Annotated in this window: 19 protein-coding genes and 1 other RNA gene; 3 read left to right on the top strand and 17 right to left on the bottom strand. The window is 44.4% G+C overall.

The genetic code is table 11. The features are described 5' to 3' along the window. Positions 1–9: 9 nt before the first annotated feature. From QUA62_RS03530 to QUA62_RS03480, 11 genes are all read right to left on the bottom strand, one after another. Positions 10–480 carry a DNA phosphorothioation-associated protein 4 gene (locus QUA62_RS03530; protein WP_333060990.1) on the bottom strand — a complete coding sequence of 157 codons (471 nt, stop codon included), beginning with the start codon at positions 478–480 and terminating at the stop codon, positions 10–12. Between the two features lie 92 nt (positions 481–572). Beyond that, positions 573–893, bottom strand: coding sequence for a nucleoside triphosphate pyrophosphohydrolase (locus tag QUA62_RS03525; protein WP_333402382.1), 321 nt, complete (start codon positions 891–893; stop codon positions 573–575). 12 nt (positions 894–905) lie between these two features. Beyond that, positions 906–1,562, bottom strand: a complete 657-nt coding sequence (locus QUA62_RS03520) for a Uma2 family endonuclease (RefSeq protein WP_333402380.1) — start codon at positions 1,560–1,562, stop codon at positions 906–908. Continuing rightward, on the bottom strand, positions 1,552–3,618 hold the full coding sequence (locus QUA62_RS03515; protein ID WP_333402378.1) for an AAA family ATPase: 2,067 nt from the start codon (positions 3,616–3,618) through the stop codon (positions 1,552–1,554). Before QUA62_RS03515 ends, QUA62_RS03520 begins: the two co-directional genes overlap by 11 nt. Further along, positions 3,615–3,890 (bottom strand): hypothetical protein, encoded by a 276-nt coding sequence (locus QUA62_RS03510; protein WP_190660639.1) that lies wholly within the window; start codon positions 3,888–3,890, stop codon positions 3,615–3,617. Before QUA62_RS03510 ends, QUA62_RS03515 begins: the two co-directional genes overlap by 4 nt. 203 nt (positions 3,891–4,093) lie before the next feature. Then, complete coding sequence (locus QUA62_RS03505; RefSeq protein WP_333402488.1) at positions 4,094–5,440, bottom strand: DNA phosphorothioation system restriction enzyme; 1,347 nt, start codon at positions 5,438–5,440, stop codon at positions 4,094–4,096. Positions 5,441–5,530: 90 nt separating this feature from the next. Then, positions 5,531–6,106, bottom strand: a complete 576-nt coding sequence (locus tag QUA62_RS03500) for a Uma2 family endonuclease (protein ID WP_333402376.1) — start codon at positions 6,104–6,106, stop codon at positions 5,531–5,533. Between the two features lie 34 nt (positions 6,107–6,140). Then, positions 6,141–6,584, bottom strand: a complete 444-nt coding sequence (locus tag QUA62_RS03495; protein ID WP_333163328.1) for a hypothetical protein — start codon at positions 6,582–6,584, stop codon at positions 6,141–6,143. 198 nt (positions 6,585–6,782) lie between these two features. Then, a complete protein-coding gene (locus tag QUA62_RS03490; protein ID WP_333402374.1) occupies positions 6,783–7,166 on the bottom strand; it encodes a phasin-related domain-containing protein in 384 nt (127 codons plus the stop codon). Positions 7,167–7,189: 23 nt separating this feature from the next. Beyond that, an RNA gene (gene ffs / locus QUA62_RS03485) (signal recognition particle sRNA small type) lies at positions 7,190–7,286 on the bottom strand. 23 nt (positions 7,287–7,309) lie between these two features. After that, a complete protein-coding gene (locus QUA62_RS03480; RefSeq protein WP_006632991.1) occupies positions 7,310–7,576 on the bottom strand; it encodes a YciI family protein in 267 nt (88 codons plus the stop codon). 120 nt (positions 7,577–7,696) lie between these two features. Between QUA62_RS03480 and QUA62_RS03475 the strand changes: the two genes are divergently transcribed. Further along, on the top strand, positions 7,697–8,251 hold the full coding sequence (locus QUA62_RS03475) for a 2'-5' RNA ligase family protein (protein ID WP_333402372.1): 555 nt from the start codon (positions 7,697–7,699) through the stop codon (positions 8,249–8,251). Positions 8,252–8,387: 136 nt separating this feature from the next. Here QUA62_RS03475 and QUA62_RS03470 read toward each other — a convergent pair whose 3' ends face one another. Then, positions 8,388–9,074, bottom strand: coding sequence for a ComF family protein (locus QUA62_RS03470; protein WP_333281541.1), 687 nt, complete (start codon positions 9,072–9,074; stop codon positions 8,388–8,390). Positions 9,075–9,146: 72 nt separating this feature from the next. Here QUA62_RS03470 and QUA62_RS03465 point away from each other — a divergent pair, with 72 nt between their 5' ends. Then, complete coding sequence (locus QUA62_RS03465; RefSeq protein ID WP_333402370.1) at positions 9,147–11,633, top strand: putative PEP-binding protein; 2,487 nt, start codon at positions 9,147–9,149, stop codon at positions 11,631–11,633. 179 nt (positions 11,634–11,812) lie between these two features. Here QUA62_RS03465 and QUA62_RS03460 read toward each other — a convergent pair whose 3' ends face one another. Beyond that, positions 11,813–11,974, bottom strand: coding sequence for a hypothetical protein (locus QUA62_RS03460; RefSeq protein ID WP_333402368.1), 162 nt, complete (start codon positions 11,972–11,974; stop codon positions 11,813–11,815). A gap of 56 nt (positions 11,975–12,030) precedes the next feature. Between QUA62_RS03460 and QUA62_RS03455 the strand changes: the two genes are divergently transcribed. Continuing rightward, positions 12,031–12,477, top strand: coding sequence for a hypothetical protein (locus QUA62_RS03455; RefSeq protein ID WP_333402366.1), 447 nt, complete (start codon positions 12,031–12,033; stop codon positions 12,475–12,477). Positions 12,478–12,489: 12 nt separating this feature from the next. Here QUA62_RS03455 and QUA62_RS03450 read toward each other — a convergent pair whose 3' ends face one another. The 4 genes from QUA62_RS03450 to QUA62_RS03435 form a co-directional block, all read right to left on the bottom strand. Then, entirely contained in the window at positions 12,490–12,705 is a 216-nt protein-coding gene (locus tag QUA62_RS03450) for a hypothetical protein (protein WP_333402364.1), read from the bottom strand. A 40-nt stretch (positions 12,706–12,745) separates the two neighbouring features. Then, positions 12,746–13,033: an RNA recognition motif domain-containing protein gene (locus QUA62_RS03445; RefSeq protein ID WP_006632996.1), complete on the bottom strand. Its 288-nt coding sequence runs from the start codon at positions 13,031–13,033 to the stop codon at positions 12,746–12,748. 637 nt (positions 13,034–13,670) lie between these two features. After that, positions 13,671–15,290 (bottom strand): methyl-accepting chemotaxis protein, encoded by a 1,620-nt coding sequence (locus tag QUA62_RS03440; protein ID WP_333402362.1) that lies wholly within the window; start codon positions 15,288–15,290, stop codon positions 13,671–13,673. A gap of 1,399 nt (positions 15,291–16,689) precedes the next feature. Next, positions 16,690–16,908 carry a hypothetical protein gene (locus QUA62_RS03435; RefSeq protein ID WP_006632999.1) on the bottom strand — a complete coding sequence of 73 codons (219 nt, stop codon included), beginning with the start codon at positions 16,906–16,908 and terminating at the stop codon, positions 16,690–16,692. Between the last annotated feature and the right edge of the window lie 27 nt (positions 16,909–16,935).

Raw genomic sequence — 16,935 nt, 5'->3', positions numbered from 1 at the left:
GGGAACCTATTAAAATAAAAACTTGCTTAAATCGAATTCTTCATTTGACCGATGTTGGTTGTCTCTTTCAGAAATCAAAACTAATAACAGGCGATCGGTATAATCCGCCGCGCCCCGCAACTCTTCGCGCAAAATTTCCAGTCCACCATTAGCATATTCTTCAAAAATTTGCAAGCGTTCTGCTTCCAATTTTTCGTCTAGATGGGAGAGAATTTGAGGATTTTTGGTTTCGGCGATCGCAATTAATTTAATCGCCATATCGTAGCCCCTCGATACAAAAATATCAACATCTATCGCCCCCGGTTCTCGTTTAGAAATTTCCCCCAAAGGCGATCGTTTTTTCCGCTGATTTCCCAACGCTGCGGCGAAAGCGATGACATCGGCGTAAGTCTGGAAAGGCGCGGAGTTGTTATCCGATAAAGTTAATGATTTGACTAACTCCGCTTTATCTTTAGCAATTCTAATTTTGTTAGCAGCCATTGGGATTAATATGTAATTTTTAACTGAGTAATTTGATTGATAGAGTAACCGCAGATTAGAGCCAGATAAACACAGATTAACGCAGATAATTTTCAGAATGTCCGCAACAACATAATTTTTTGGGCAAAACCTCCTCTTGCTTCCCGCCGCTTCATTTGTTCGTCCAAAAGTCGATCGCCCGAAATGCCAAAACTCACCATCACCGCATCTATCACCTCATACAAATCCGCCAATTCCGCCACCAAATCTTCCTCATCAGCCTCCGCCGCTTCCGCCGCTTCTTCAACCAATTTCTGCAGCAAAGCTTGACGGTATTCTGCATCCGACAAAATTACAACCTCGCATTCATTCCCGCTTTGGCGAATAATTTCAGGAATGCGATCGCGCACCAACTTATGATACTCTTTTTCCACGTTAAACTCCCTTCAACCTTGACTAAAAGTTTGAATCAACCAGCGATTAATTTCCCCATCATCTTCTGTTTGACTCCGGTTCAAAGCTTCCTCAACTAACCGGATTTCCAGCCCCGGTACAACCCACGACTCTTGAATTCTTCCGCTACCTCCGTTATTAATTGCAAACGCAAAAATCTCCCGCGTGTTCGCACGATCCACCCAATATTCAGCTATTCCTGCGTCTTCGTAAAGCAACCGCTTACTGCCTAAATCATCGTTAAAAGAAGATGCACCAATTTCTATTACCAAATTAGGCGGATCGTATTCGTCCAAATCAACAGGTGAGTTGCTGTCATTAGGAGGAACTCTTAAATCTGAACCGATGTAGTAAGCTAAATCAGGTTGAAACTCGCCGATACCTGCTTTGCGAAAACTGGTGTTAGTAAACTGAACTACTCGGATATTTCTCAATGTTGCAAACAGAATAACTACACAGGCCATAATTGAATTTTGACGCCCGTGCAATGGCCCTACTGGTGACATTTCTACCCTCATTTGTCCTTGATAATAATAAAACTTGCCCTTTTCCCATGCTGAATCATCAGCAAAATTCAGAAACTCTTCCCACGTAGCCTTCACCCAAATATCCGTTTCCAAAACCTGCGTAATTGCCGAATTAGAAGCCATAATCCACCTCTACAATTTCTGTATATTCAAACTCATTTGGACTGCGCTTAACTAAAGGATAGCGCGTCCCGCCCAGTTCGATCGCATCTTCTTCACAATCAGCTTTCGGAGAATTGTACACCAGCACGTATTCCCTGCCGGTGCAGCTTTCCATCTCTTGAGCAACTTCTCCGCGCCACTGAGTTTTAGTTACCAAAACTACCAATTGATTCGCCAACTTCGGCAGCTTATTCGCGATTTGCTTGCGATAAATCTCGTCCAAACTCCCAAACGGAGAATCCATTACAATTGGAAAGGTACTGCTATCCGGGCCCATCAAAGTATTCTTTTGACTCCACTCACGCACGCCCTCAATAATTCCGCCGATAAACGACAGACTGAGAATTTGATTTTCTCCCGTAGAAGCGGCAACCAAAGATTCTTGTCCCGACGTATTTTCTACTAGCGTCAGTTCGTATTTATCGCTCAATTTGGGGATGTAAGGAGTAAAAGAAATTTGACTGAAAATATCTTGCACTCGCTTTTCCAACTGAGAACAAAACTGTTTTTCTAAGCGCGATCGCACTTCAGTTAGGCGATCGATCGCATCCTGAGTCGCAGCAATCCGGCCCTGGGCTAATACTTGCCTTTGCTCATTCAGTTGCTGCTTGTCGATTTGCTTTTCCAGATTCGCGATCGACGCCTTCAAACTCTCAATCTGCTGTTGGTTAGAGCCTGTTTCCCGGTGCAAATCGCCAATTTTTGCCTCAATTTCATCCAAGCGCTTTTGCAAGCGGCTGACATCGCCGTCTGGAAAATTTCGCAGCTTGTTGTGAATATCGTCTAACTGCGTTTCCACCCGAGAAAGTTCGGTTCTGTCGCGGCTGATATTGCCTTGCTGTCGGTCAATTTCCTCCCAAAAATCAGCCACTTGCCTATCAATTTCATTTACCCGATCGCTAATCCGAATAGTTGTTTCTTCCACATCCCCAACACCCGCCTTATCCATCCAACCGCTAACCTGTTGGCGAGATTCAGAACCCTCCACTAATTCCGCACCGCAGATACACCGCTGCTGCGCTAATAACTCTTCCAAAAACGGCCGCTGAATCCCCGAAAGCAACTCACCTTTTTCTCGCAAACTTCCTACTATTACTTCAAATTCCGCCGCCGCCTCTGACAGAAATACCGCGTAACCGCGCACAGAAATTGCTCGTTTTAGAGCATCTGTAGCCTGTACAATTTGTTGCTTCAATAAACTTTTCTGCATTTCCAATTCCTCTCGCAACTTTTGTAAATCCGCAGCACCGCTAAGTTCCAACAAATTACCATTAACTGCTTTTTTTAACTCCCCTTGGTTCGCCAATTCCCGCTCGATTTCTACTTGTCTGCTCGAAAGTTGCTCAGCTTCTTGCTCAATTTTTTGCTTATCTTTTAAAAGTTTCTTCGTTTCAGCATTCCCAATTATATTTAAATCTGTCTCAAGAGATTTTTTTGCTTCTAGTAAATGCCGGATCGATCTATTCAACACTTCCACCCCCAGCAACTCCTTAGTAGCTTCCGCAATTTCTGCCTTCTTGTCATAGCGGACAATTTGCTCGATTCGCTCACCGTCAAAAAAGAAATATTTATGTAAACTTTCCGGCAAAATCCGCCCGATAATATCATCGGGATGCTGATCCGGCTTCAGCCATAGGCCGTTATCTTTTGCTACATTCAGAAACAATTCAGCCTTGCCATGTTCTACAGTATTGTCACTTTTATAAGCACGACAGATGCGTTTTGCTTGGTAGCGCGTGCTGTCGTGTTCAAAAACAATTTCCGCCCAACAACCTACGGCTTTTCCAATTTCCGCCTCAGCCAGAGCGCGCTTGTTTACTAATTGTTCTTCCGCCGCAAAAGCCGCGCTAAATTGTCCGTAAAGTACCCACGTAAAGGCATTCATTAAAGCCGTTTTTCCAGCGCCGTTATTACCGTGAATTACTGTAATATTTTGCCTACCCCAAGCTAGTTTAATTTCGGGGCTTTTGCCGTAAAATTGACGAAAGTTGCACAGAGTAATTGAGATTAACTTCATACAATTGCTTCCTTAATAATTTTTAAAATGTCATCGTTAATGTGGCGCGGAGCTCTCATGTACAACTTATCTTTTTCAATTTCCAATACCCGCTCAATAATTTGTCGCACTTCCGGTGGCGCGCTAGTAATTGGTTGTTGTACGTCGCTGAATTCCTGATGAGTTTGATAAGAAGAACGCTTTTCTGCTAAAATGCTTGTCGGTACGGCTGCGATCGCACTATCTTCATATCTAAATGCCATAATCAGATTTTCATTCAGATTTTCAGTCATATTTTTTTTGCAAATATTAAAATATACAGGGTCTAGGCTCATGGGCGAGAAACCCGGTTTCTACGAGTTTTGTCAACAGTCACGAGAAATCTACAAAGAAACCTGGTTTCTGAACTCTGCGTGCGATCGCGAACTAAACTAGCAACTCAAACTACGATCAAATAATTCTCTCTTCTAAAACATAAACCGAACCTTAATAAATGTCAAATGTCTAATAGCCCGTAACGCTTCTGAAGTTGCAGCAATTTCACTCTAGCTTCCCCAGCATTGTCGGCTAAATCGGCAAATTCCAAGAACCGCTTCAACTCTTTTCGCAGCAAATTGCGCTCGACTTCTAAGGTTTCACGACCCAAATCGGGAGGCAAAACTATCATGTCAAATAAAGTTGCCCTTTCCTTCCCCGGATGCGGCCGCAAAATGCGTCCCCGCCGCTGAATAAACTGGCGCGGATTGCTGCTGCTTGCTAAAATTACAGCATTGCGAATTGCAGGAATATCCACCCCTTCATCCAAACACCGAATCGCTACCAAACCTTGCAATTCTCCACTCTCAAATTGCTGGCGCAATCGTTCTCTTTCTGCTAAAGAAGTTGCCGCAGTATAAGTGTTAACTCGGTAGCCTAATTCTGCACCCAATAACTTGGTGGTTTCTGTTAGTTGGCGGTTGTTATTTCGGCGCACACTTCCTTCGATAGCACCGTCGCCGCAGTAAAATAAAGTATGGCTTGTGTCGAGACGGTGAATCATTAATTCTCGCAAAGCTGTTAATTTATTAGCCGCTGCCCCAATTAACCGAGCTCGCTGCATTAATAAAGTTGTTAAAGCATCATTTTCTTCTACTTTTTCATCGCCCCAAAGCGCCCAGCCAATCTTTTGAGTTAAGCGGGAATACTTGCGGGTTTCGGCTTCTGTCAATTCTACTAAAATTGGATAGTATAAATAATGTACTAATGCTTTTTGGCGGATGGCGTCGGCTAAAGTGAGTTCCGGCTGCAAAACAGGGCCGAAATAATCTAAAATAGCTTCGGTTCCTTGTTCGTCGAAATGCCTTTCTGGGGTGGCGGAAAGGGCGAGTCGCAGTCCAATATTGCGCGGCAAACTTTCTCCTAAACGGGGCGCGCCTAAGTTGTGAACTTCGTCTCCAATAATCAGGGTTTTTTCTGGGAAATAGCGCAGTTGCGATCGCAAGCTATCTCCCATTAAGGTAGCATTGGTAGTGATGATGGTGAGAAATGCTCGCTCGCCAGCTCGCACTTCATACAAACCCGCAGCCAGCTTGTTTTGCCAACTGCGGGCGCTATCAAAAGCCAAAATAGGTTTTAAACCAAATTTCTCCGATTCGCGCGCCCACTGATTCACCAGGTGGCAGTAAGGGCAAATTACGAGCAGGACTTGTAGGTTAATTTTATTGTATAATTCAGTGGCGATCGCCAGTGCAGTAATCGTCTTGCCGCTACCCGTCGCCATCTTCAGCGTACCCCGTCCCTGATTCGCAAACCAATTAGCAACCGCCACTCGCTGATACTGTCGCAATTGCAGCGATGGCGGCATTTTCGGAAATCCCAATTGCGAATTATTAGCCGTTGAGCGATTCACCTTTAAATGCCGTTAGATGCAAAATTCCCTATACTCAACTGTAACTCACGGGCGATCGAAACTTAACAGCCCAAACAAATCCGCCGCCGACAGTTGCAAATCCGACAGCACATCCAGAACTGGTAAAATATCTTCATTCTCCTTAATCTCAGGTTCTTGCTGCGGTTTAAAAACAATTACCAATTCTTCTTCCGGGTCAATCATCCAACCCAATTTAGTGTGATTTTTGAGGCAAAACAGAATTTTCTTAATCACGCGAGTTGAACTTTGATCCGGCGATAAAATCTCAATTATCCAATCTGGAGCAATTTCAAACGTATTTTCAATTTCTCCCTGAGAATTCAGAGGAATGCGCGACCACTCAAATACTGCTAAATCGGGAATAACAGCACATCCTCCAAAAGTACAGCGCAATTCTGGAAAAGCAAAAGCTAACTTTTGCGGTTTGCCAACTTGATTAATAGCTGATGAAAATTTGATTTGTAACGTGCTGTGTTTTCCTTGCGGCATAGCTTTTTGAGAAATTTGACCGTCAACATACTCGCTAGCCGGCTTAGTCTCTGGAAGCAGCAGAAACTCTTCCAGAGAAATCTTTGACGGAGACTGAATTGACGTTACCATAAACAATTAACCCCTCAAAAACTCAACTGCCGTCTTAAAAATTCATATCGCTGTCAGTTTCCCAATCAGCACAACTCTCCGATTCCACACCGGTAGGGTGCATCGCACAAACCAACAAATTGCCGCCGTAAACTTGACCGTGATAGTTGCGACAACCGCGACAAGCCGGCTGCTGCGTCGGCGAAGGGTCTACATAAGTCACCATCGATAAATCTATCTCATCAAACTCAGGGTCAAAGTCGCGGTAAATTTCAATTATCGGTTCGATAAATTCATTAAATAAACCGTCAAATTCATTGAAATAACCGTCAATGTCATTAATCAGATTATTTTGTACTTGTTCAGTAAACTCTTCCGACATTTTTGCCAAAACGTCCAGCATTTCGACAAACTCTTCGCCCATTTCGCTGAAAAAATGCTCTACTTCAGAAACAGCATTTTCCATTACTCCAAAAAAATCTTTAGACCAATCTTCCATGAATTTGAGAGCTTGCTATTACAAAATATTTTACACAGAGGTGGAGCCAGCCTCATGCGAAGCGATCGCACCTACTTTCAATTCTATTACCTATTGCCGGATATCCGCTCAAGTTTGACAGGGCAGATATTCAAAAAGGGAACTCAAGAGTATTATCCTGAGTTCCCTCAATGCTTTGCTGCGCGAGCTTTTTCCTGCTTAATCCCGCTTCAGCCGCCGCAATTCGTCTTGTAAATTCTGCACCTGTTCGCGGAGCTTGTCTACGCCGCCTGTCTCTTTAGCATCTTTTGCCGAGACATCTTCTTCCTCAGAAACAATTTCAATCCGCCGAGGTTCAGCCGGTTTTTGCTCCCTAGCGGGTTCTACTGGCGGTTGCTGTTGCTGAGCCTGTTGTACCATATCCTCAACAAAGCGGCGGGCTTCTTCCGTTGACATCTCGCCCCGCTTCACTAATTCATCTGCCAGCTTTTGGGCTTCAGTCCGCAATTCAGTTAACTTGCTGCCAGCTTTTTCACCAGCGTAGGAAGCTAGCCCGACACCAAGGTAAACTGCTTTTTGTAAAATATCTCCGAAACCAGGCATAGGAGCTACACCTCAAAAAACTGGGTGAACCGGAGACCACGCCTATTACAAGCATCCCGTGTTGCTGCTACCTTCCGGTCCTGACAAGATTTGGGCGTTGGAATCGCGTGGGTCCAGTTCATAAATGAGTATAACACAGTTATTTATTCTTCAACCACACACCAGTGATAAATTTCATAAATAACGCAACCATTCTTCACCAGCGGGTCTTCAGCGACGATCGCCTTCGCCTCATCCATTGAACCCGCCTCAAACAGCAACATACCGCCGCCCCGCCGCCCCCAGTAGCCAGTTTTCGCTCGGTGTCCTTTAGAAATCAACTCTCGGACATAAGCTCTGTGAGCTGGCACGTATTGGTCAAAGACAGGCTTTTCGACAATTCCTTGCTCAATTTTGACAAACCAAGGCATTTTTATTTGGGATTTTAGATTTTATATTTTAGATTGGGAATGGGCGATCGGCAATCGAGTCTAGGGCAAATGCTCTATATTCCATTTTCCATCATCCTTTCTTAACTGCGATGTTATCCCATGCACCAGTCAAAACAGCGATTTTTCATTGCCTTAGTGCCGCCTCCCGATATTGAACAGCACATTACTGACATTCAACTGTATTTTGCGGCCTCCTACAACAGCCGCAGTGCTTTGAATTCGCCGCCGCACATCACGCTGCAACCTCCTTTTCACTCGTTAGCGGAGGATATTCCCAAATTAGAGGAAAGTTTGAAGCAGTTTTCTGCAAATCGGCTGCCCATTCCCGTTACTCTATCCGGTTTTGCTGCTTTCGCGCCCCGCGTCATTTACGTTGATGTTGTCAAGTCACCCGAATTGCTGGAGATTCACAAAGATTTGATGAGTTATATGGAGGCAAATTTGGGAATAGTCGATCGAGTTTCTCAAAGTCGCCCATTTGTACCGCACATGACAGTAGCGTTTCGCGATTTAACTAAGGAGAATTTTCAAACAGCTTGGTTGGAATTCTCCGGGCGATCGCTCCACTTTGATTTTACCGCTTCGGCATTAACCTTGCTGCTTCATAACGGCAGCCGATGGAACATCAGCAACCAGTTCCCGCTGTCGGCCTAAACTCTCTCTCTTCTTTCTCTTCCTTCGCAGAATTCGCGTCTTCGCGGTTCGTTTTCCCAAAAAAATCTTATTAGCAAATCCTGATTAATATCATGTCCTCACTACAAACCTTTTTAAACTTAAAGCCAGTCATAACTTACCGATTAATCTTATTCGGAGTTGCCAGTGCCACAGTTCCATAAACCGAAATTCCCGACAGTTTCAATATTTGAATTGCAGACTTAACCGTAGTACCGCTAGTGTAAATATCATCAACTAACAGCACTCGATCGCGCGGGAGGCGACGACGAAAATCTTTCCCCAAACTTAAAGCATTTTTCATTTCCGCTTGCCGCTGCTGTGGCGTCAGAGCGAATAAAGCCTGAGTATTTTTCACCCGCTCCAAACCGTGCCGCTGCAAAGGCAAACCAGTCAGCTCGCAAAAACTTTCAGCCAACAGTTCCGCTTGGTTAAAACCGCGCTCCTTGACCTTTTCTTTGTGCATGGGAATCGGTACAACTGTTAAATTGTCTATAGCTAATTCCGGAAAACTCAGCCAAGCTTCTGCCAGCCAGCCGCCTAGAGGTTTGGCTAATTGCGGATTGCCGTCATATTTCAAAGCTGCGATCGCCCGTTTGAGAGCCCCGCCATACTCACCCCACACAAAAACACGCTGCTCTGAATGCCAAAATCGACCTGGATCGCTTAACTGACATCGCTGAAGTTGCTTGTGACAGTACGGACAAAACTCTCCGGCGGCCGGCCGCTGACAAAGAGGACAGTTAGACTTAAGAAATAGATTGAGAAAAGATTTGACTAATCCCGTCCATTGTCGCTTGTTCATCCTAAAATTGTGGTAAGTGATTAATGGGAAAAACTCTCAACTTCAATCAGTTTCCACCGACAGGCTCGCAGCGTGAAAAACCTCTACTGGTTAGACAAAATTCAACCTTCAGACCGAGATGCAGTGGGAGAAAAAGCATTTTACTTGAGCTCTTTGCTCCAGAAAAATCATCCCGTTGTACCGGGTTTTGTCGTGCCGGCTCAAACATTTTGGCAGTTTTTAGAGTCGATCGAGTGCCTAGAACCGCTGTTTGCTGACTGGCCACACTCTTCCCTGCACTTGAATGTCGATGAACCCAGACAACTGCAATCGATCGCCCGCAGCATCCGCCACCAAATCCTCGCCGGCAAACTGCCAGATTCACTGCTCTCCACCCTAGAGTCTGCTGTTTCTCAACTCAACTCACAGTCAAACTTAAACTCCACAGCCTTAATTTTTCGCCCTTCCCTGACTTCCTGGAACCCGAAAACAGTCGGGATTCTGGAATCTCAGGCAGTACGGGCAGAACCCGAAGCCATTGGGGCAGGACTCAAACGAGCTTGGGCAGAAATGTTCAGAGCCCGAAGTCTATTTTACTGGCAGCGGTGCGGCCTGCGGGTACAGCAAATCAATCCTGCAGTTTTGGTGCAGCCACTTCAAGAAGCGATCGCCGCAGGCGAGGTGAAAACAAAGGCGGGCGCACAGTGGGAAATCCAAGCTACCAGCGGTTTGGGATTGTCCCTCGCTAGGGGAGAAACCATCCCCGATTACTATCAAGTGCAGCCGGAAACAACCGCCGTTAAATTCCAGCGGATCGGTTACAAAACATTAGCCTACAATCTCAAAGTCGGCGATGGAGAACCGAAAAAAAAACTGCATATAGGCAAGTTTTCTGCTTTCCCAATTCCCGATTCTCCCTTTTTAATTCATGATTTTGGTGACTGTTGCGTGCAAGTTTTAGCCCTAGGAGAGGAAGCACAAACAGAATACATTTTAGAGGAAGCGCAACTGCAAGAAATCATTGAATTGAGTAAAAAAGTGAGCGCAGAATTTGACTCGGATTTAATTTTGGAGTGGACGCTAAACCAGACGGCCAACAGCAGCGAACAGCAGTTTTATTTCACTCAAGTTCGTCTTGTGAAAGGGGAAAAAGTCGCGCCACTAGAGGAAAATCCGATCGCCCTCCCGCAGCCAAACTCGATCGCCCCAGCCAGAACTCCTGCGATACTCAGAGGTGTGGGAGCAGCATCAGGAAAAGCCGAAGCAATTGCCCAAGTTATGACTAATTCCCACCCAGAAAACGCGGAATTCTTAGCCGGAGGCATTTTGGTAGCCCGGACAATCGATCCGAATTGGCTGCCTTGGCTGAAGGTTGCTGCTGGGGTAATTGCGGAACAAGGAGGCATGACCTGCCACGGCGCCATTTTAGCTAGAGAATTGGGGATTCCCGCCGTTGTGGGAGTGGCAGGGGCCACTCGGGCGATCGCCTCGGGCGATTCGGTTTTGGTAGACGGCGATAGCGGAGAAGTTTTTGCCCTCGCCCAACACGATGCGATCGAGACAGGAGACAGCGGCCGACTTCGGGACACAGCAAAAAAGGCAGATACATACAGTACAGCAGCAAAAATGTCAATAGCCAAGCACCAATCTTCTACCTCCGATCGATCGTCCAATTCCGCGCCTAAATCTCGACAATCTGAGTCTACTCAATATGTTTGGGGCCCACCAACGGCGACTCAACTGCTAGTTAATGTCAGCCAAACAAGTTCGATTGACCGCCTCAAAAATCTGCCAATAGACGGCATCGGATTGCTGCGATCGGAATTAATGGCATTAGAAGCTTTGGACTGTCAAAACCCCAAAGATTGGCTGCAAAACGGTCGCCAATCGGAATTTGTCGATCGCATGGCGGATTGCCTCAGCTTATTTGCTGCTGCCGTTTCGCCGCGGCCAATATTTTATCGCTCTCTCGATTTACGGGAGTCAGGCGCCCACGGCAGTTTCAGTTATACCTTTGAACCAGAATTATTTGATTGGGAACTCTGCGTACTTCAAAAAGTCTGCGAGTCAGGCCATACCAATGTTAATTTAATTTTGCCTTTCGTGCGCTCGGTTGACGAGTTTATATACTGCCGCCAGCGCTTAGAAACAGTTTGGAAAAACCGCTCAACCGAGTTTCAAATGTGGATTATGGCGGAAGTTCCTTCGGTGTTATTTTTATTGCCCGATTACGTAAAAGCAGGAGTTCAAGGAATTTCGATCGGCACTAACGATTTAACCCAATTGCTATTAGGAGTTCACCGCAACTCCGACCAGGTAGCAGGTGCTTTCAACGGGCGCGATCGAGCAGTGATGAGGGCGATCGAACAATTAATCAAACAGGCCCGGGCCGCCGGCATTCCTTGCTCAATCTGCGGCGACGCTCCCGCATTGTATCCCGAGACAGTTGAATCCTTCGTGCGGTGGGGAATTTCGTCTATTTCGGTTAATGTCGATGCTGCAGAACAAACTTCCAGGGCGATCGTCCGCGCCGAACAGCGCATACTCCTAGAACTGGCTCGATCGATAATTAACAATTAATCACTCCCGGACTCACTTGACCCCAGAAATCCGGTTTCTACTCTAAATCATAGCTTTGGCAAGCAGCCACCCGCTCAGAAATCGGATTTCTAGACAACCCGTGCGTCCAGGAATATTAACAACTACAGAAACCCGGTTTCTGAGTAGATATAGCAACCACCCTGACGCTTAGGAAATTCTTAATTTCTCAAACCCTTGCTTTGATTCCTTTTATTGCTTCTTCCTTCTTCCCTCTTCCTTCTTCCCTCTTCCTTCTTCCTTCTTCCTTCTTCCTTCTTCCTTCTTCCTTCTTCCTTCTTCCTTCTTCCCTCTTCCTTCTTCCTTCTTCCTTCCACTAACATCCGATTTTAAAGCTAGGATAGAAATATCACCAAATCTTGACCCGGAGGTACAAACCGTGAAATCAAAAATTATTGCAGCCGCAGCAATACTTGCCGCCCTCGCCTTTCTGCATCCTCACCCAGCATTATCTCAACCTGCAACTGACGGTGGCAAAAAACCCGGATTCTGGCAACCTCAAGCGCAGGTTGACAATACTCGCAACATAACCCTCAGACTGTTAAATGAAACTGGATTAAACCTAGAATACGGTCAATCAGGTGCCAACTTGTCATCCTTGCCCGTCGGAACCAGCAAAAACATCATTGTTCGTATCAGCAATCGCACCGGCGACATTGCCAATATTCCGATTAATGCCACAGGAGGAAGCACAACTTTGAAATACGACTATAACGTTGACTCGCAGACAAACGTTGTGACGATTCGCATCACCAGATCAGACCCCCGCACTCGGCAAGACCGATCAGTTTATATTGATGAAAAAGGGCGAGTTTACTCTTTCTAAGAGTAACGCTCATCAACCCGGTTTCTCCTGATAAATTTTGCTTTTAGCAGCGAGGTATCGCGGAAGAAATCGGGTTTCTAGACTAGCGTGCATAAATTCTGTCTTTCTCAAAAAATTATTAATCAAGTGCAGCCCACAAAGAATCGATGTTTTGTGCAGCGGATTTGACATTGCATCCCCAAAATCAACTGCTGCTTGCAATTCGGCGCTAGTGGCGTACTGGTGCATCAGGTGGGTTTCGAGAGGATGTCAACCGCCGCATCGCGGACTAATATCCGTCGTTTCTCTTAATACCTGCGCCTCGATTTCCCTCTTCTTTCGGTTTAGCTTTGTTCACTCGCAAGGGGCGCCCCATCCACTCTGCACCGTCTAATTCGGCAATTGCAGCGTCTTCTTGGGCATCCTCCATCATCTCAACAAATGCAAAACCGCGCATCCGACCGGTTTCCCTGTCGGTAGGCAAGACAACTCGCTTGACTGTGCCGTATTCTGCAAATACTGCTGTCAGGTCTTCTTCGGTGGCGCGGTAAGACAGATTTCCAATGTAGATAGTCATGTCGATCGAACTGAACTTGTTGTGCTATACATAATAACCTGTTAATTTAACTGTCAAGTGCTATCTACCATACAACTGGGCAATCGACTTTGACTAAAAGGGTTTGCCGCACTGACCAACCCTTGGTACTGGCTGCAATAGTTAGCTTAATCAAAACTCATATCCTCACTCGCCCTGCGGATGAGTGAGAATATGAGTTTTGGGGCGGCGAGGACTCCTACCCCTGAACAATATTTGATTTTAATCAGATCACTGATGGGTGGGCGACGAATCACCAACCATCTTCGGAAACAAAGCGACTAACAAGGTATAATATATTAGGTTGCTTTGGATCGCGAGCGTTGATATAGCGGTTCTCAACTTTCGTGAGGTACTTGGCAGTTAATTACCAATTCCCCAATTCTTCCATTCTTTAATCTACAATTTAAATCTGTACCTCATTCACTTGAGAATTGCTATACACATCTAGACAGGCCTTTGAGGAAACCTACTTCACCTCTCCCCAGCCCTTTCCTAAACGGGGAGATGTCACCTTCAATCCTTGGGCCAAATTTGGAATGGCAAATTGGAAATGAGGAATGGGACACATTTTCTCTCCATCTCTTTAATCCCCAGTTTAGGATATTACTTTTCTCAATTAAACTAAGGATGTGAGATTTAAAGCAGCTTTGTTAAGTGTTTGAGTGCCAATTCGACTTTGGGTAATACCGCTGGCTGTTTCCGTTGCTCCTTTATTCAGAACATTCATCGCATCTACCACTTGCTCAATAGCGATAGCCTGCTGTTTGGTATTGAGATAAATTTGCTGACTGCTGACAACAACACTGTTAATAGCATTAGCAACATTGCTAAAATTATCCGCCGTACCTTCAGTCAATTTCAGGCTATTATCTAAAGTTTTTTTGCCCTCATCTGTTACCATCACTGTCTTATTAATGGCATTCTTAATATCGTTTACTAAATCATTAATCTGAGCCGACGATTTTTTGCTTTCATCTGCGAGTCGGCGAATTTCCCTCGCCACCACCCCAAACCCCTTTCCTTGTTCTCCGCTGCGTACTGCTTCCACTGTAGCGTTAATTGCCAGCATATTAGTTTGATTAGCCAAATCGCTGACTAAATTGGTAATATTAGCAATCTGATTGGTTTGCTGGCTCAAATGTAAAACTTGCTCGGCGATAGCTCCGACTTTTTGCGTCAAACTCAACATTCCCTGCTGGGTTTTATGCACCACTTTACTGCCTTCTGCTGCCAGATTTAAGACATTACTGGCATTCTCAAGGGCTGACTCGGCTTGCATAGCTGATTGCCTCGATGATGCGCCCAATTCATCCATTGTGGTAGTTGTTTGATTAACAGAAGCAGCTTGTTGTACAGCAATACGTTCCTGTTGCTCAATTGTAGCAGCGATCTCGGTAGAAGAAGTGACAATCATATTAATAATACCTTTCAGGGCTTTATCTAAAGGTTTGGCGATCGCTATGCTTAAAGCTATTCCTAAACTAATCGCTGTTAGCGGTCCAACTGTCATAGCCAATAATACAGCTACTTGAGTATTCCTAATATCATTTTCTGCGATTTTATAAGCGTCGTCGGCTTGCTTTCTGTTGGATGTAGCTACGGCTAAATTTGCTTGTTCTGCCTTTATATATTCAAGGCGAATTACCTTAGATTGCTGACCAAGTTTATTCAAAAGGTTACTAGCTGTTTTTGCCCTTGCCATTTCTGGCGAATTACTTTTACCTTGATTAATTAGGTTTAGCTGCAAGCCCAAAGGATTCAAAATTCCCACTTTCTCAAATTCTTGATTAATTCGCAGGAGTTCTTGATCTTCCTGCTTCCACTTCTCCCAATACTTAAGCATTTGTTGATATAGTGCGTTTTCCTCTGCGGTACGTGGAGTGGCTTCGTATGCTTTAAACCCATCTTGAATCTGCTGCCAAGCCTTGTCCATTCTGTTTAAGGCATCTTGCCTTTCTGCTTGACTGAGTGCCGGATTAATTAGCGCTCTCTCAGATGACTCGATTTGGGTTTGTCCCTCGTTAATTTTCCATAATGCTTCAATACTAGGTAAATTATTTTTACCTATAGTATCTATGTGTTGACTGAGATTAGATGTTGAGTTCCATCCTACCCAGGCAACTAAAAATACTAAAAGTCCCATAATCAGAAATGCGCCGATCAGTCTGGTTTGTAAATTCATTTTTCTCAACATACTATTTCTGCTTCCTTCTACTACAGTTATTTTCGCTGCCATCCTCAACATATCTGGTATATTATAGCTTTTCTCCGGTAGATCAAGTACCTATTAGGATTTTACCTTTGAGATTTTACCTTTTAAAATTAGTAATTAATTGAGCGGTAACTCCCGATCCTGAAAGTCGCTATCGATTTTGGGTGACGGCGCAGTTACGGTAGCTTTTTGCTTGTCATCATGCTGAATTCATTTTTATAAACCCCTTTAGTCTACAGCTTAAAACCTGGCTTTACACACACCAACCCTGCCCACGCCAATTATAAAAAGTGGTAAGATTATAATTAAGTTTGGAGTTCAGAGATAAAGCCTTTGTGAGGCAGATGAGGTATCATATTGTTGACTAATTTATAACGGTAAAATATAAAATATAAGATAAATGAACTATAATTCGCTCAAGAGTCACAGCATCACCATAAGTGGAGGAGACGCCCCCTCCACTCACAGCACGTTTGTTGGCAAAGCATTGAAAACATCATACATTACTAGCAATGAAAGCTGATTATCTTGATTTTAGACAAGAAATTATCGATGTTTATCATTACGGAAGCAATCTCACAAAAATTCATACCTAACTGTTTTTTGGTACTTCTCAGTTTTGTAAAAAAATCACTTAAACAGGCTCCTAAAATCAAAACTCTTGCTCAGTTAGCTAATTTCTGCCATCGTGCAAAATTAATACCGAACAACTGATAATTTTAGAGAAAATTGAAAATAAAAATGATTCAAATCTTGAATAGCTTCATTCTTCACTATACAATAAAAGGTTCAATGGGGATGAATAAAATGAACAGAGGTGTAAAAATATTTCTCACGAACGCTATATATAACGCTCAATAAAGTTCTAATATAAGTTAATTTAAGAAGTAAAATGATACAATTAGATTTTAGGCTATTATGCTCCGGAAATCTACCATAACTAAGGGAAAATGCTTGGGTAGTGAGGGAGAATGGTCATAGAAACAGACAAAATAAGTAAAGAAAGTAATCAAGAAAAAGGGCGACAGTAATATACTTGTCGCCCCCTTACCCCAATTTATCATAAGCCTAAAAAAATATAGTCAAAACTTAAAAATGTTTTCAGTTTTATTAAGACAACAAATTATTAATAATTAGGAAAGGCGAGAGAGTTTGCATTCCGTCAACTTTCTCAGGTCAACTTTCTAAGCAAGATATTTGGAACTGGTTTACACACTGCTGTTATTGTACTTTATCTATCTGAGAAAGGCTATACGGGAATCGAAAGTGTCTGTGCAGACTTTCTAGCGGGCACTGAGAAATTAAGTCTAGCCAAGTGTGCAAATCCCGTAAGGGAAAAACGCGAAAAGCCAAACTGTGAAGTTTGGAAGCCCACGCCATAACTGTAATCAGTTTGGCGTTGGGAGGATGTTACTGCTTTTCCTTAGTCGATCGAGATTGACTGAGGCCCCGTGCTTTTACCGTTGGTGGGTTCGGCTGGGGGAGTAGTGTAGGAAGTTGAACCAGCTTGCTCGTCGATCCAGCTTTTAACGGGATCTTCGTGAAGGTTGAGTCGAAGCAGGCCAGATAAAAATCCGCCCGCGAAGGCGATCGGCTGTTGGATCAATTCTTGGGCCATTGGGATGAGTTCGTCGAGGAACATTCAAGAGTCTCCTTTTGCTGCAGGGGT

Origin of the sequence: Microcoleus sp. MON1_C1, from assembly GCF_036701945.1 — a bacterium.
In the GTDB taxonomy this organism is placed as follows: domain Bacteria; phylum Cyanobacteriota; class Cyanobacteriia; order Cyanobacteriales; family Microcoleaceae; genus Microcoleus.
Note: the sequence above shows the minus strand (reverse complement) of the source record. Positions and strands in the feature narration are given on the sequence as shown.

Coding starts and splice junctions, on each gene's coding strand:
- QUA62_RS03475 (WP_333402372.1), top strand. CDS start 7,697: ATGCACCAGTCAAAACAGCGATTTTTCATTGCCTTAGTGCCGCCTCCC.
- QUA62_RS03435 (WP_006632999.1), bottom strand. CDS start 16,908: ATGTTCCTCGACGAACTCATCCCAATGGCCCAAGAATTGATCCAACAG.
- QUA62_RS03480 (WP_006632991.1), bottom strand. CDS start 7,576: ATGCCTTGGTTTGTCAAAATTGAGCAAGGAATTGTCGAAAAGCCTGTC.
- QUA62_RS03510 (WP_190660639.1), bottom strand. CDS start 3,890: ATGACTGAAAATCTGAATGAAAATCTGATTATGGCATTTAGATATGAA.
- QUA62_RS03470 (WP_333281541.1), bottom strand. CDS start 9,074: ATGAACAAGCGACAATGGACGGGATTAGTCAAATCTTTTCTCAATCTA.
- QUA62_RS03490 (WP_333402374.1), bottom strand. CDS start 7,166: ATGCCTGGTTTCGGAGATATTTTACAAAAAGCAGTTTACCTTGGTGTC.
- QUA62_RS03450 (WP_333402364.1), bottom strand. CDS start 12,705: ATGCACCAGTACGCCACTAGCGCCGAATTGCAAGCAGCAGTTGATTTT.
- QUA62_RS03505 (WP_333402488.1), bottom strand. CDS start 5,440: ATGCCGCCATCGCTGCAATTGCGACAGTATCAGCGAGTGGCGGTTGCT.
- QUA62_RS03460 (WP_333402368.1), bottom strand. CDS start 11,974: ATGTTAGTGGAAGGAAGAAGGAAGAAGGAAGAGGGAAGAAGGAAGAAG.
- QUA62_RS03440 (WP_333402362.1), bottom strand. CDS start 15,290: ATGGCAGCGAAAATAACTGTAGTAGAAGGAAGCAGAAATAGTATGTTG.
- QUA62_RS03515 (WP_333402378.1), bottom strand. CDS start 3,618: ATGAAGTTAATCTCAATTACTCTGTGCAACTTTCGTCAATTTTACGGC.
- QUA62_RS03445 (WP_006632996.1), bottom strand. CDS start 13,033: ATGACTATCTACATTGGAAATCTGTCTTACCGCGCCACCGAAGAAGAC.
- QUA62_RS03495 (WP_333163328.1), bottom strand. CDS start 6,584: ATGGAAGATTGGTCTAAAGATTTTTTTGGAGTAATGGAAAATGCTGTT.
- QUA62_RS03530 (WP_333060990.1), bottom strand. CDS start 480: ATGGCTGCTAACAAAATTAGAATTGCTAAAGATAAAGCGGAGTTAGTC.
- QUA62_RS03520 (WP_333402380.1), bottom strand. CDS start 1,562: ATGGCTTCTAATTCGGCAATTACGCAGGTTTTGGAAACGGATATTTGG.
- QUA62_RS03500 (WP_333402376.1), bottom strand. CDS start 6,106: ATGGTAACGTCAATTCAGTCTCCGTCAAAGATTTCTCTGGAAGAGTTT.